Annotated in this window: 10 protein-coding genes, 3 tRNA genes and 3 rRNA genes; 8 read left to right on the top strand and 8 right to left on the bottom strand. The window is 44.7% G+C overall.

Going from position 1 to position 14,584, the window contains the following annotated elements; all coding sequences use genetic code 11:
* The first annotated feature begins 57 nt into the window (after positions 1-57).
* The 6 genes from QI63_RS05740 to QI63_RS05715 all read left to right on the top strand — a co-directional run bounded on the left by QI63_RS05740 (position 58) and on the right by QI63_RS05715 (position 2,530).
* Complete coding sequence (locus tag QI63_RS05740) at positions 58-375, top strand: PadR family transcriptional regulator (protein WP_044014649.1); 318 nt, start codon at positions 58-60, stop codon at positions 373-375.
* On the top strand, positions 372-911 hold the full coding sequence (locus QI63_RS05735) for a DUF1700 domain-containing protein (protein ID WP_044014647.1): 540 nt from the start codon (positions 372-374) through the stop codon (positions 909-911). The genes QI63_RS05740 and QI63_RS05735 overlap by 4 nt, the downstream gene beginning before the upstream one ends.
* Before the next feature lie 71 nt (positions 912-982).
* A complete protein-coding gene (locus QI63_RS05730; RefSeq protein ID WP_044014645.1) occupies positions 983-1,222 on the top strand; it encodes a PspC domain-containing protein in 240 nt (79 codons plus the stop codon).
* An 11-nt stretch (positions 1,223-1,233) separates the two neighbouring features.
* Positions 1,234-1,431, top strand: coding sequence for a hypothetical protein (locus tag QI63_RS05725; protein ID WP_044014643.1), 198 nt, complete (start codon positions 1,234-1,236; stop codon positions 1,429-1,431).
* Positions 1,432-1,440: 9 nt separating this feature from the next.
* Positions 1,441-2,364 carry a DUF4097 family beta strand repeat-containing protein gene (locus QI63_RS05720; protein ID WP_044014641.1) on the top strand — a complete coding sequence of 308 codons (924 nt, stop codon included), beginning with the start codon at positions 1,441-1,443 and terminating at the stop codon, positions 2,362-2,364.
* Positions 2,365-2,458: 94 nt separating this feature from the next.
* A tRNA-Glu gene (locus tag QI63_RS05715) sits at positions 2,459-2,530 on the top strand.
* A 120-nt stretch (positions 2,531-2,650) separates the two neighbouring features.
* Here QI63_RS05715 and QI63_RS05710 read toward each other — a convergent pair.
* The 6 genes from QI63_RS05710 to QI63_RS05685 form a co-directional block, all read right to left on the bottom strand.
* On the bottom strand, positions 2,651-4,099 hold the full coding sequence (locus QI63_RS05710; RefSeq protein ID WP_235619805.1) for a tetratricopeptide repeat protein: 1,449 nt from the start codon (positions 4,097-4,099) through the stop codon (positions 2,651-2,653).
* Between the two features lie 327 nt (positions 4,100-4,426).
* Positions 4,427-4,540, bottom strand: a 5S ribosomal RNA gene (gene rrf, locus QI63_RS05705).
* Between the two features lie 95 nt (positions 4,541-4,635).
* A 23S ribosomal RNA gene (locus tag QI63_RS05700) occupies positions 4,636-7,602 on the bottom strand.
* Positions 7,603-7,796: 194 nt separating this feature from the next.
* A tRNA-Ala gene (locus tag QI63_RS05695) sits at positions 7,797-7,870 on the bottom strand.
* A 104-nt stretch (positions 7,871-7,974) separates the two neighbouring features.
* Positions 7,975-9,524 (bottom strand): 16S ribosomal RNA (locus tag QI63_RS05690).
* The 16S, 23S and 5S rRNA genes sit together here with 1 tRNA gene alongside, the layout of an rRNA operon.
* A gap of 754 nt (positions 9,525-10,278) precedes the next feature.
* Positions 10,279-10,351, bottom strand: a tRNA-Ala gene (locus QI63_RS05685).
* 136 nt (positions 10,352-10,487) lie between these two features.
* Between QI63_RS05685 and QI63_RS05680 the strand changes: the two genes are divergently transcribed.
* Entirely contained in the window at positions 10,488-10,934 is a 447-nt protein-coding gene (locus QI63_RS05680) for a PTS sugar transporter subunit IIA (RefSeq protein ID WP_006188512.1), read from the top strand.
* Positions 10,935-10,986: 52 nt separating this feature from the next.
* Entirely contained in the window at positions 10,987-11,220 is a 234-nt protein-coding gene (locus QI63_RS05675; RefSeq protein ID WP_044014635.1) for a thioredoxin domain-containing protein, read from the top strand.
* 111 nt (positions 11,221-11,331) lie between these two features.
* Here the strand turns inward: QI63_RS05675 and galE are convergent, their stop codons facing one another.
* Both galE and QI63_RS05665 read right to left on the bottom strand, forming a co-directional pair.
* Complete coding sequence (gene galE / locus QI63_RS05670; RefSeq protein ID WP_044014633.1) at positions 11,332-12,300, bottom strand: UDP-glucose 4-epimerase GalE; 969 nt, start codon at positions 12,298-12,300, stop codon at positions 11,332-11,334.
* 56 nt (positions 12,301-12,356) lie between these two features.
* Complete coding sequence (locus QI63_RS05665) at positions 12,357-14,414, bottom strand: 4-alpha-glucanotransferase (protein ID WP_044014631.1); 2,058 nt, start codon at positions 14,412-14,414, stop codon at positions 12,357-12,359.
* Positions 14,415-14,584: the final 170 nt, after the last annotated feature.

The following is a 14,584-nucleotide window of genomic DNA, read 5'->3' as shown; positions in this document are numbered from 1 at the left end:
ACAAGCCGATAGGCTTGCAGTTTTTAGAGATTTCCATATAAACATCGGGAGGTGAAGGTGCTTTTTTCAATTAACTCAGGACTGCTTGAAGCCTGTGTGCTTGCCCTCTTGAGTAATGAAGATTCCTACGGCTATAAGCTAACGCAAGACGTAAAGGACGTCATGTCTATTTCCGAATCGACACTCTATCCGGTATTAAAACGGCTGCAAACGGCGGGTTTTCTAGAAACGTATGACATGCCCATTGATGGACGCAATAGAAAATACTATCGTATAACACCCGCAGGAAAACGGCAGCAGAGCCTATACTGTGACGAATGGAAGTCTTACAAGGAATTGATCGAAAAAATTTTTAAAGGAGCACAACGTTCATGACCCGTAAAGAATTTATGCTCGAGCTTGCCGCGCGGCTGCACCGGTTACCGCAAGAAGATTTGCGAGCTGCATTGCAATATTATGAAGAATACTTTGAGGAGGCCGGCAGCCAAAATGAACAAGAAGTCATACGGGAACTGAGAAGCCCCGCACACGTTGCTTCAAAAATTTTATCCGATTACGCCGTAAAAGAAGCAAAAAAAGCCCGAGCCTCTACTAAAAGCGGCTGGCACGCTTTTTGGTTTACCATATTGGCGATTTGCGCCGCGCCTGTTGCGGTACCGCTTATCATCGCAGCAGTGGTAACCATCGTAGCACTCGGATTTGCCGGATTTGCAGTTGTTTTTGCCTTGATAATTGCAGCAGGTGCCATTTTTATCAAAGGCATTGGCACATTGTTTTTCGGCTCTGCTACTGCCTTATTACTCTTCGGCAGTGCATTAATACTGGTAGGTTTTGCACTCCTGATTTTTTACGGCATCAGCGCCTTAATTGCCGGTATTGGGAAGCATATTAAGAACAAATCAAATAAATAGATGAACGAGCATTGCCAAAAGCTCAAATGAACTTTTAGTAATTCTCAAAACCACACACATTGGAGGACTATATGAAAAAGAAACTCTATCGAAGCGAAAGCGATAAAAAAATCTGTGGTGTATGCGGTGGTATTGCCGAATACTTTGATATCGACTCAACCGTTATCCGGTTGTTGTGGATTCTTGCGACTCTTTTTTTCGGAAGCGGCATTTTCTGCTACATTATTTGTGCATTGGTAATCCCGATTAACAGAGAGGAACCGCTCGAATATGAATATGTCCGCAAAGGTGAAAATGATATGGAGCAATAAGGAAAAAGTAAATGCTGACAATTATTATTTTATGCCTTTTGCTTACTTTGTTTGGAATGGGGGGATTAGTCTTTGCCATCGCAGGCGGCCTGCTAAAGTTCTCATTTAAGCTTCTCATCTTTAGTATTACGTTGATTATTGCCATTTTGTTCGGCATCCCCCTTTTATTGGCAGGATTATTTTTCGGCGGCTTGGCGTTCTTATTTTAGGATGTATAGATGAAAAGAAGAATTCGAACGGCATTTGCAATTATCGGAATTGGGGGATTGCTCATCATCATTGGCATTCTGATGGGCGGTAGCGTTAAAAAGACTTTCTATAACGAATATCACGATGAAAAGTGGAGTATGGACGAGGAGTGGAATATGGATAACAAGAATACCGGTATTGCCCTATCGGCTGATATGCATGAAACACAGCTACCTACCAGCATATCCGCTTTAAACCGGCTTAAAGCGGATGTTTCTTATGTCACGCTGCGAATTATACCGCACGATAAGCAATCCGTTACCTACAGCATCATGAATAACACAAAGAAAATGAGAGCTTCGGTACAAGCTGAGGGAAATACCTTGATGATCAGCACGGAAAAGGAGCGTAAATGGAATTGGTTTTTTGGATGGAGCCCTGATATAGGACGTGCTAAAATTGTAATCACAGTAAAAATTCCTCAAAATATGCTATTTGATACCGCTGACATCAACATCGGGGCGGGTTCATTACTCCTTGACAGCTTTACGGCAAATCAGCGGTTTACACTAAATGCCGGGGCTGCTGCTATAGACATTAAAAATATTACCGCCTCAAATGTGGATATCAAAACGGGCATCGGTGAAACGGTCTTCCGTAATTGCAGCTTTACGGATACGGTGATGAACACCGGTATTGGTGAAACGTCCTTTGACGGCAAGATTTGCAAGAACCTTGATATCAATGCCGGAATCGGCGAAATAGATATGAGGATAAACGGTAAAAAAGATGATTATTTGATCAATGCTACCTCAGGGATTGGTTCGATACTGATAGACGGACGCAGTGCGAGAGGGCTCGACTCCACATTCCGTATCAACAATCAGAATGCGCTGCATACCATCTGTGTTAAAGCCGGTATAGGGAAGGTGAATATTCGTTTTGCCGAATAAACTTTAAAACTTGACAGGTTTTAAACTTACCACTTGACAATAATCCGCTTTTGCGATATAAATGTATCTCGTTGTTATTCGGTGGAATATAAATGTCTCCTTCGTCTAGTGGTTAGGACATCGGGTTTTCATCCCGACAACAGGGGTTCAATTCCCCTAGGAGATGGTCAAAGCCTAAAGCGGGCTGCTTTAGGCTTTTTTTTATTTTCGGCACTTGTCATTACATTCACCTTGAACTGCATAACGGAAAAGAAGTTACCGCCTACAACATTGTTCATGTAAAATTCTATTGAAGTCTTTCTAATTTTTCAGCGAGTTGGAGATACGTCTTGTTGTAAGGGTCAAGCGCAATAACTTGTTGTAAATAATAATATGCCTTTCGGTAGTCTTTATGTCTAAAATACCACTCGTAGAGAGCAAAGAGCGTCAAAGAACTGCGCGGATCGGATAAAAGGCTCGACCGTAAAAGAGCAAGTTTATCTTCATCATTGGATGCAAGTAATGACTGATAATAAATTAAAACCGACTTTAATGCAGAACGAGCATCGGAGAGATGCCGATTAATCACTTGCACCAGCATACCATATTTTTTTGCACCGTAAAGAGCCTGTAAATACAACGTAATAATTTCGTCGGAAGGCTGTTTCGAAGCAGCGTTATATGCAGCTTGTGCCGTAGTCACCGCCTCTTCCCAGTTATTCATTCCTGCACAGACACGAGCATATAACACGATATCTTCCTCAGAAGGATTGTTTTCATATAGATACTGAGCACGTTCAAAGGCACTTCCCCATCGTTTTTCAGCTATATCCTCTTTAACCAGAAGACGAATTGCTAGAATATTACGCGGATTCTGTTTTAAAAGTGCATTAATAAAATCATTCGCTGTTTTCCCATTAACAGTATTTTTTGTTTCAAAACAAAAATTCGCACAAGCAAGAACAACATCCGGTGATTGCGGATAAAAAGAGGCGGCTCTTTCAAGGCATTGTTTTGCCTCGGCAATATTTTTACTCCATTCAAGTAACACACGGTGCCGCAGCAAAAGATAATCCTTATCAACCTTATTTTGTTTTGCAAATTCATCAAGCATGGCATTTGCTGCTAAATATTCTTTTTTTTCTATATGCAGCCGGACTTGCAAAAAAAACGCACGTCCAAAGTCATTGTTTTTTTTGAGAACTGCAGAAACAATCTCCTCTGCCTTTTCAAGATTTCCTTTTTCAAGATATGTTTCTGCCAGCAATAGTTGAATTGTTACTGCATTAGGATAGCGCGCATACAATTTTTCAGCAATTTTATATGATGTTTCAATATTATTACTAAAAAGAGCTAAATATGCAAAGCGCATACCGGCCGGATAGCAGCTCTCATCTTGTTCCCATGCCGTTTGATAGTAATTCTCTGCATCCGAAAGTTTACCACGCTGCTCATATAAGAGTCCCGAAAGGTAAGAAGGCAGTACAGAAGAAGGATTTAAATTTCTTGCAATAAAGAGACGTTTTTCCAATGCATCAGCGTATTCCTGTACCCCTACACCCTTTGTTAAAATTATTGCCGGAATAACCGCATCAAAAAACGTATTCATTCCAAGATTTTGTGGATAAAGACCTTTTTCGATCTGAGTCAATGCATCAAGATACGGATCAGTTTGTTGATAATTCGGCGCATTCCAATCGATAGTCTCAAACGGATATAAGAGACGCATCAATCGGGCAGCCAATGTTAATTGCAATTGCTTCTCCTTCGTTAAACCCTGGGAAGTCGAATACACACGGGTTACCGCACTGCGAATACTTGCCGGAGAACCTATCTCCATATCAGCTTGAACCTGTGGATCAATACGGCTTGAGGCCAAATCAGTGGCCGAAGGTAATGGCAGAATAGTGGCCGAAAGAGACTGGCCGGACGAATGATCGGCGTGAGTACTATTTTTTACTGTAGTACATGATATGAAGAAAAGAATAGGAACAAACAAATATAATACACAATATTTTGAGATAGGATGAGAAAACATCATCAACAATACCTACCTTTATTCCACATAGTTAGGTAAAAAAAAGCCCGGCAGCTACCTACTTTCCCACTCTGGTGAGCAGTATCATCGGCGTAATGAGAGCTTGACTTCCGTGTTCGGGATGGGAACGGGTATGACCTCTCCACTATGGCAACCGGGCAATAAAAGACGAAACAAAAAAGAAACGAAATTTATTAAATAAAGGGACAGGAAAGAAAGAGTAATGGGGTAAAGAATAAAGAAGAGAAGATAATATGGTCAAGCCTCACGACTTATTAGTATTGCTCGGCTGAACACATTACTGTGCTTAGACCTGCAACCTATCAACCTTGTAGTGTGCAAGGAGTCTTTAGCGGGGTTAAACCCCGAGGGATATGTAATCTTGAGGCGGGCTTCCCGCTTAGATGCCTTCAGCGGTTATCCCTTCCGAACGATAGCTACCCAGCACTTACCCTTGGCAGGATAACTGGTACACCAGAGGTTCGTCCACTTCGGTCCTCTCGTACTAAAAGCAGCTCCTCTCACATATCCAACGCCCATAGCAGATAGGGACCGAACTGTCTCGCGACGTTCTGAACCCAGCTCACGTACCGCTTTAATTGGCGAACAGCCAAACCCTTGGGACCTACTTCAGCCCCAGGATGCGATGAGCCGACATCGAGGTGCCAAACTTTCCCGTCGATGTGAACTCTTGGGGAAAATCAGCCTGTTATCCCCGGAGTACCTTTTATCCGTTAAGTGACGGCGCTTCCACTCGCTACCGCCAGATCACTAAGACCTACTTTCGTATCTGCTTGAGCTGTCACTCTTGCAGTTAAGCCTCCTTGTGCCTTTACACTCACTGCGTCGATTTCCAACCGACGTGAGGAGACCTTCGCGCACCTCCGTTACATTTTAGGAGGCGACCGCCCCAGTCAAACCGCCTGCCTACCACTGTTCCTATTCCGGCTTCACGGAACAGGTTAGAAACCTAATTCATCAAGGGTGGTATTTCACTTGGCAACTCCACTCACCCTAACGAGCAAGCTTCATAGTTTCCCACCTATTCTACACATGATAAACCAAGTCCCAATAGTAAGTTACGGTGAAGGTTCACGGGGTCTTTCCGTCTAACTATGGGTAACCGGCTTCTTTACCGGTATATAAATTTCACCGAGCCTCGCGTTGAGACAGTGCCCAGATACGTTACACCATTCGTGCGGGTCGGAACTTACCCGACAAGGAATTTCGCTACCTTAGGACCGTTATAGTTACGGCCGCCGTTTACCGGGGCTTCAATTGACAGCTTCGCATTACTGCTAACCGCTCCTCTTAACCTTCCGGCACCGGGCAGGTGTCACCACCTATACGTCTCATTACTGATTCGCAGATGGCTGTGTTTTTGATAAACAGTCGCCTGGGCCTGCTTTATGCTACCTCCACTCATTACTAAACAGAGGCCACACTTTTCCCTAAGTTACGTGTGCATTTTGCCGAGTTCCTTAACGCGAGTTCTCTCGAGCGCCTTAGATTTCTCATCCTACCTACCTGTGTCGGTTTACGGTACGGTCTTTTATAACCTAGCCTTAGACAGTATTTCCCGGCACCATGACTTACCCCGCTTCGCTTCTCTCATCGATCCACTCGCTGTCGCCTCTCACCTTGGATAGCGGATTTACCTACTATCCTTTATAACGGCTTGAAAGCTTCGACCGGAACAACCGTTCTCCGGCCGGGGGTCGCCTCATGCGTCCTGCCATCGAAATTATAAAAGGTATCGGAATATGAACCGATTTCCCATCGACTACGGCTTTCGCCCTCGCCTTAGGGGCCGACTAACCCTGGGCAGATGACCTTTACCCAGGAAACCTTAGGTTTTCGGCGGAAAGGAATCTCACCTTTCTTTTCGTGTACTTATACCTGCATTCTCTCTTCCATCCCCTCCAGTGCCCCTCTCAGGTACACCTTCATCAGTCCATGGAATGCTCCCCTACCGCCTTACACTTAAATCGTGTAAGACCCGTAGCTTCGGTATACTGCTTAGCCCCGTTACATTATCTGCGCATGTATACTCGACCAGTGAGCTATTACGCACTCTTTTAAGGAATGGCTGCTTCTAAGCCAACCTCCTGGCTGTCTTTGTATCCACACTTCATTTCACACTCAAGCAGTATTTCGGGACCTTAGCTGACGGTCTGGGCTGTTTCCCTTTTGACTACGAACCTTGTCGCACGCAGTCTCACTCCTATACGTTGATTACCGGCATTCAGAGTTTGATTGGGTTTGGTAGGCGGTGAAGCCCCCCTTAGTCCATCCAGTGCTTTACCTCCGGTAATTTTGTATAAGGCTGTCCCTAAAGGCATTTCGGGGAGAACCAGCTATTTCCAGGTTTGTTTAGCCTTTCACTCCTAGTCACAAGTCATCCAAACCTTTTTTAACAGATTGTAGTTCGGTCCTCCACAGCGTTTTACCGCTGCTTCAACCTGCTCATGACTAGATCACTCTGGCTTCGGGTCTACGACATGCAACTTTACTTCGCCCTATTCAGACTCGGTTTCCCTCCGGCTCCGGAACTTCTATTCCTTAACCTCGCTGCATACCGTAACTCGCAGGCTCATTCTACAAAAGGCACGCTACCACCCATAAAGGGCTGTAACATCTTGTTGGTTTATGGTTTCAGGTTCTATTTCACTCCCCTCACCGGGGTTCTTTTCATCTTTCCCTCACGGTACTTGTCCGCTATCGGTAGCCAACTCGTATTTAGCCTTGGATCGTGGTCGACCCGGATTCCGACAGGATTTCTCGTGTCCCGCCGTACTCAGGTACTGCACCGGCAAGATGAATGCATTTCGTATACGGGGATTTCACCCTCTCTGTCAGGCTTTCCCAAAACCTTTCTACTATACATTCACTTTATCACTTGCTGTACGTAAGCCCGTGCAGCCCTACAACCCCCGTTTAACGGGTTTGGGCTCTTCCAATTTCGCTCGCCACTACTTTCGGAATCTCTTTTGATGTCTTTTCCTTGAGTTACTTAGATGGTTCAGTTCACTCAGTATCGCTTTACCTCTCTATTTTATTCAAGAGCGTAATGATAGAATCTCTCCTATCGGGTTACCCCATTCGGCAATCTCCGGATCAAAGGATATGTGCTCCTCCCCCGAAGCTTTTCGCAGCTTATCACGGCCTTCTTCGCCGGTTGGCTCCAAGACATCCACCATAAACCTATTCTTCGCTTGACCATATTATGTTCTCTTCTTAAAACAATCGTCTATTCGACAACCGTCAAGAACTTTTCTCTTCACCTTATTTTCTCCTACTCTCCAGTTAATCACTTTTCTAACAAAGCAACTCACCTTTAAGTAGTCTTTCTTTCCCTTCCCTAGCTTTTCAAAGATCTCTTCATACAGTAAAATTATTTATACTGTACGATTTTTGGAGATAAGGGGATTCGAACCCCTGACCTACGGCTTGCAAAGCCGCCGCTCTAGCCAGCTGAGCTATATCCCCTTACTACAAACCAATAATATAAAAAAAGAGAGGGAAAGAAGAGGAGATAAGCGGAAGCTTTGTGTACAACCAACAAAGCATTTAGTATTATACCTTTCTCTAAGAAAGGAGGTGATCCAGCCGCACCTTCCGGTACGGCTACCTTGTTACGACTTCACCCTCCTTACCAAGCGTACCTTCGGCACCGTCCTCCTTTGCAGGTTAGACAAGCGACTTCGGGTACCCCCAACTCGGATGGTGTGACGGGCGGTGTGTACAAGGCCCGGGAACGTATTCACCGCGCCGTGCTGATGCGCGATTACTAGCGATTCCAACTTCATGAAGTCGAGTTTCAGACTTCAATCCGAACTACGATTGCTTTTTTGCGGTTTGCTCCACCTTACGGTCTCGCTTCGCTTTGTAGCAACCATTGTAGCACGTGTGTAGCCCTGGACATAAGGGCCATGATGACTTGACGTCATCCCCACCTTCCTCCGATTTGTCATCGGCAGTTCCGCCAGAGTCCTCAAGCTTTACCTGTTAGTAACTGGCAGTAGGGGTTGCGCTCGTTGCGGGACTTAACCCAACACCTCACGGCACGAGCTGACGACAGCCATGCAGCACCTGTCTAGCAGGGTATTGCTACCCGGCCTTATCTCTAAGACCTTCTACTAGATGTCAAACCCAGGTAAGGTTCCTCGCGTACCATCGAATTAAACCACATGCTCCACCGCTTGTGCGGGCCCCCGTCAATTCCTTTGAGTTTCACCCTTGCGGGCATACTCCCCAGGCGGTACACTTATCGCGTTTGCTTTGGCACTGAAGCTCTTGCCCCAACACCTAGTGTACATCGTTTACAGTGTGGACTACCAGGGTATCTAATCCTGTTCGATCCCCACACTTTCGCATCTCAGCGTCAATTATCGGCCAGAAACCCGCCTTCGCCACCGGTGTTCTTCCAAATATCTACAGATTCCACCCCTACACTTGGAATTCCAGTTTCCCTTCCGTAATTCAAGTTGTGCAGTACCCAATGCTATTCTGGGGTTAAGCCCCAGGATTTCACACCAGGCTTACACAACCGCCTACATGCCCTTTACGCCCAATAATTCCGAACAACGCTCGCCCCTTACGTGTTACCGCGGCTGCTGGCACGTAATTAGCCGGGGCTTATTCGTCGATTACCGTCATCAGATGAGCATTCCCTCTCACCCTTATTCTTCATCAACAAAAGGATTTTACAACTTTTCAGCCTTCTTCATCCACGCGGCGTCGCTCCGTCAGACTTCCGTCCATTGCGGAATATTCTTAGCTGCTGCCTCCCGTAGGAGTTTGGGCCGTATCTCAGTCCCAATGTGTCCGATCACCCTCTCAGGCCGGATACCCATCGTCGCCTTGGTGGGCCTTTACCTCACCAACTAGCTAATGGGACGCAAGCTCATCCTCAAGCGAAGCCGTAGCTTCCTTTCCTCAACATCTCTTGTGAAATGCCGAGTGTATTCGGTATTACCTGCTATTTCTAGCAGCTATCCCCATCTTAAGGGTAGATTACCCACGTGTTCCTCACCAGTCCGCCACTCTAGGAGAGAAGCAAGCTTCTCTCTTGCCGTTCGACTTGCATGCTTAAGACGCGCCGCCAGCGTTCGTTCTGAGCCAGGATCAAACTCTCCATTATTTTATTTCAAACACCCCGAAGGGCGTCTGATATCAATAATTTTGAAAGCAAGTCCCGTTTCTTTTATTTTAGGAACGTTGACCTTTAAGAGAAAGAAAATAATAACGCAAAGCAATTATTCATTGCCCTGCACACCCTCTTTCTCTTGATTCTTTGTTCTACGCTTATTTCCTTACCAAAGATTTTGCTCTTTGGCTTTTTTCTTCTTTCCCTTCCCTTTAATTTCAAAGACCAGTTTGCTTAATCGGAGCCCTGCTTTAGAGCGCCGCAAGCGAAAAAGAATGTATCACAAAACCTTCAATCTTGTCAAGCACCTTTTTCTTTTTTTTATTTATTTTTTTAGCTGTAATTGAGCCAAAAAAAACACAAAAGAATAACAACATTTCAGCAGGCACGCAAAGCCATGCCGTATAGACACACAACCGACATACCAAGCCGCATACCGTCTTGGGAAAAACTCCTACATGAATTATTTACTAATAACTAATATATATAGAAGAAATTGATAAATCTAAACGTTTTTATTCTTTGCTGCTCCTCACCCACCCCCCCCCCCGGCAGGGATTAAATGCAACGGCAGCGATACTAGCACAAATCACTTCTTCCTGTCAAGCATCTTTTCTTTATTTTTTGCTTTCATATTTATTTATAATTTTCAACTTGTTAAAAAGACAACACTGCACGCATAGGACTTTAACATGGCTCTAAAAAACAATAGTTTGACAAGTCTATATACAAAAAGGATTAAAATCTATGGAGAATAGGGGATTCGAACCCCTGACCTATTGATTGCGAACCAATCGCTCTACCAACTGAGCTAATTCCCCAAAAACGGTATGAGTATATAGTTTTTAGATAAATTGGGCAAGTGCTTTTTAAGAGAATGTTTTAGATGCGAGCCAAGATATAAAAATACAAAACAAAATCCTTGACTTTTCCGACAAAGTCCCGTACACTAAATATATGAACTTGAAAACCGTTTTGACACCTGAAACTGTCAATCTCCATTTAAAAGGAACCTCTAAAGAGGAAATTATTGATGAATTACTTGACATGCTTGTTCAGGCAGGAAAAGTAAAAGATAAAGCCGTTGCCCGAGCCTGCGTGTTAGATCGTGAACGAAAAATGTCTACGGGAATGAAGCATGGTATTGCAATCCCGCACGGAAAAACTGATTCGGTTAGCGATCTTGTTGCCTGTATTGGTATTTCGGATCATCCGGTTGATTTTGATTCGCTGGATCAAGAGCCATGCCGTATTTTTATTATGACACTTTCCCCGATTGACAAAACAGGACCGCACTTGCAATTCTTGGCAGAAGTCAGTCTGCTGTTCAAGAGTGCTGAAAAACGGCAAGAAATACTGAATGCAACTGACAAGTCCGATATTATCCGTATTTTAACCGAATAGTGTACACGACTGGAGCAAATGCACTTAAACTAACAAAGCATGAGGAGGTTTTATGCTTGTAAATGTATTAACAGCAGGAGACGATGTAAGTGAAAAACTAAAGACATACTGCAATGGGCTGCCTGATGTCGATAAGAAGGTTATGGATGCTGCATCTGATGAAGGAAAAAGCTTTATGAGCGCACATGGCGTATCTGCAGCTCCGATGGTTGTCGTACTTGATGAAGACGGGAAGGATTTGTTAAAGACTACCGATATGAACGAACTTGAAAAGTTCTTTTCTTAATTTTCTGCAAACTTAATTTAAAAACCTCTCGGAAGCATTCTTCTGAGAGGTTTTCTTTTCATATATGGCTATATTTTTCTCTGCTTTACAAGCAAAAGAGCTGCCCCGTATTTAAAGATTTTTATACATATCCCACGTTGATTCAATCAAAGTTTTTACATCAGAATACTGAGGATTCCAGCCTATCGTTTCACGGGCATGCTGAGATGTTGCATAAAGCTCGGCAGGGTCTCCGGCACGGCGGCCGACAAAGCGCGCAGGTATCGCCTTTCCGGTAATAGTGCGGGCGGCGGTAAGCATTTCGCTGACGGTAATTCCAACTTCGCTGCCGAGATTTACGATAAGACTACTGTTTTTCTTATCGATATAATGCAGTGCATCGGTATGAGCTTTCGCAAGGTCGCTGACATGGACATAGTCACGGATACAAGTCCCGTCGCGTGTCGGATAATCATTTCCGAAAATCTGAAGCTCCTTCCGCATACCGGCTGCGACCTCCATAATGATCGGCAGGAGGTTCTGCGGATTCCGCTCAAGACCCTTAACAGCCCCCTTCGGATCGTAGCCCGCTGCATTAAAATACCGCAGCGATGCAAATTTGAGTCCTTTTAACCGGTCGTACCATTGCAAAAATTCTTCGGTTTTAAGCTTGGTAAACCCATAATAGCTTTCGGGATTCTTCGGGTGTTTTTCGTCAATCGGAAGATATTCCGGGGAACCGTAAACGGCTGCCGAGGACGAAAAGACAAAACGGAGACAACCGTGTTTAACCGCCGCATTTAAAATATTCATCGTCGCCGAAATATTATTAATAGAATATTTTTCAGGGGCTGCCATCGACTCCCCTACCGCCTTAAATGCAGCAAGGTACACAGCCCCGTCAAAACCGCGGGCAAAAGCCGCATCAATGTCATCACTGTGACGAGTATCGCCTGCAATAAACTCCGTACCCGGAAAAATATTGCACAATTGTCCCGTCGATAAATTGTCGAATACCGTAACCGAATGGCCGGCTTCGAGCATTGCTTTTACTACATGACTGCCGATATACCCAGCCCCGCCGATAACTAATACACGCATAGTAAACCTCTCATAAACCTCTTTTTCACCATTGCCGAATCATCAAACCGTTAAATTTAATCGGTCAGTTCGGTATGCCGTAATGAGGTGATATTCCGTAATCGTTTTATCAATTCTTTATTCTTGCTCAAAGCTTCTATGGGGAGCGGTAATCGATATGTCCAGTTCGACTTGCTGACAGTACCCGGTACGTTAATCCGCTCCTCACACGCCTTACTTTCCGGCAATTCGTCGATTATGACTCCCAACCAATCTTGTATAGGAAAGAGGGCAAACACCGAGGGTACTTTAACAAAGGCGCTCAATAACGCCACAGCTAAGTCCGCCGTGTAGGCAGGTTTTTCCCCTTCAATAGGACAAAGCGCTTTCTGCATCTTGCCGCCAATATGTAACGCATCAAAGAATGAAAGCATGTCCGCATAAGACAATTCTTGCTCCCACCATTCCCGCAGTGTGGAAGAATCGTGCACGGAAGTTACCGCAACCGCTGCTTTCGGATAATCTTGCAGCGGGATAAAAGGCGCTCCATTTTTTTTCCATTCACGTTCCCAGCGAAATACCCGCAAGCTCAAGATATGCAATTTTTCAAGAACCTCCGGCAACGCGGCAGGTTTCGCACCCAAATCTTCAGCACAAGGCTGCATATCAACAGAACCGCACAATTCCGACAAAATATCTCCCGCCTGCGCAGCCCACAGTTGATTCTGCAGCGCCTCTTTTTCATCCAGCAATAATGAAAATAACCGCTGTTCATCATCGGACAACGTTCTCCACGCGGTGCTGTTCCGGTACAGATATGCCGCAGTATACACGGCAGCGCCATGTAAATCTTTTCCGGCTTTTACCAACATACGGTCAGCCCATTTTTGCCTCAAAGCTGTTTCCGCTTTTGGAGGAAGGCCACACCGATGAATATCTGCCTCACTTTGTATTTCTGCTCTAAAAAGCCATAGCTCCTCAGTACCGATTCTATCCGCAACTTTACGCAACAGACCGTGCGAATACAGATAGTCGCCGTTGACTGCATCTTGAACGATATCCGTATTGATATGCGGCTCTGCCATCCAGCGGATACGGCTTTCCGAAAAGCCTGCCTTTTTCAAATCCTCTATCGTTATTTCCGCATAAGGAATAGGCTTGCCTAAAAGCCCTGTCGTTTCACCTTCGGTGATAGCCCAAATTCTAAAAAAGCCTAAGATATGATCAAGCCGGTACGCATGGTAATACTGCGATGCATGGCGAAGCCGTTCTTTCCACCAACGGTAGCCGGTCGCTTTCAAATTTACCCAGTTGTAAATAGGGAAACCCCAATTTTGTCCCGTAGGATTATCCCCATCAGGAGGACTGCCGGCACGAAGATCACTGCGGAAATATTCGAGGTGCGCCCACACTTCTACCGAATCCTCGTTCATCAAAATCGGGATATCGCCTTTTACCGAAATCCCGTTATCGGCACAGTAGGTAACGGCTTTTAACAGTTGCTTATGCAGATGCATTTGTACCCATGCATAGAACAGATGCTCCCGTTTCAAAACAGGATCGTTCCATGCAGCAGTGATTTTTGCCGTTGAAGGAGAACGCATACCGGCACATTCTTTCCAATCCTTCCACGAAGCATAATAGTTTTGCCGCTTAATATTCTTAAACACTGCGTATTCGGTTATCCACGGATTTACCTGTATCCATTCCGCAAGCTCACCGGTCTGAGAATCCGCAATAATCTGTGATTCAGCCTTATTAAATACGGCGTGCAGCAGTACATTTTTTTCATGAAGTATATCTCGGTACCGAAAACGCTCTACCGGCGTGTGCGGTTCAAAAGCAGCGCGTATTTTTTTAATCTCAGCCTTGAAGCTATGTGCTTCCGGTATATCATCCAAACAGATGTAGAGCGGATGCAATGCAAACGCTGAAAGAGCATTATATGGGGAACTGTCGGTACCTGTATCATTGACGGGTAAAAGCTGAATAATGCGCAGTCCTACTTTTTTGCAAAAGTCTGCAAAAGGAATGAGGTCGGAAAATTCGCCGACGCCGCAACTTTTTTGACTGTACAAAGCGGAAACCGGTACGGCAGTTCCGCATAAAGCCTGATTAAGCGGTGAACATTTCATCTCAATCCTCCTAGTCAACTGGGATTATCATAGACCAAAAACGTAAACTTAGATAGAGGGGAATAGCAATCAATACAATTAATATCATTTCATTTGACAAAACGACGTATGCGTATTACCGTATATTAAAGAAGCTTTTAAAATTCATCATCTTTTTAAAGCCTCCCTAT

Source organism: Treponema sp. OMZ 838, assembly GCF_000775995.1.
Classification (GTDB): domain Bacteria; phylum Spirochaetota; class Spirochaetia; order Treponematales; family Treponemataceae; genus Treponema.
This window is presented reverse-complemented; position numbering and strand designations above follow the sequence as displayed.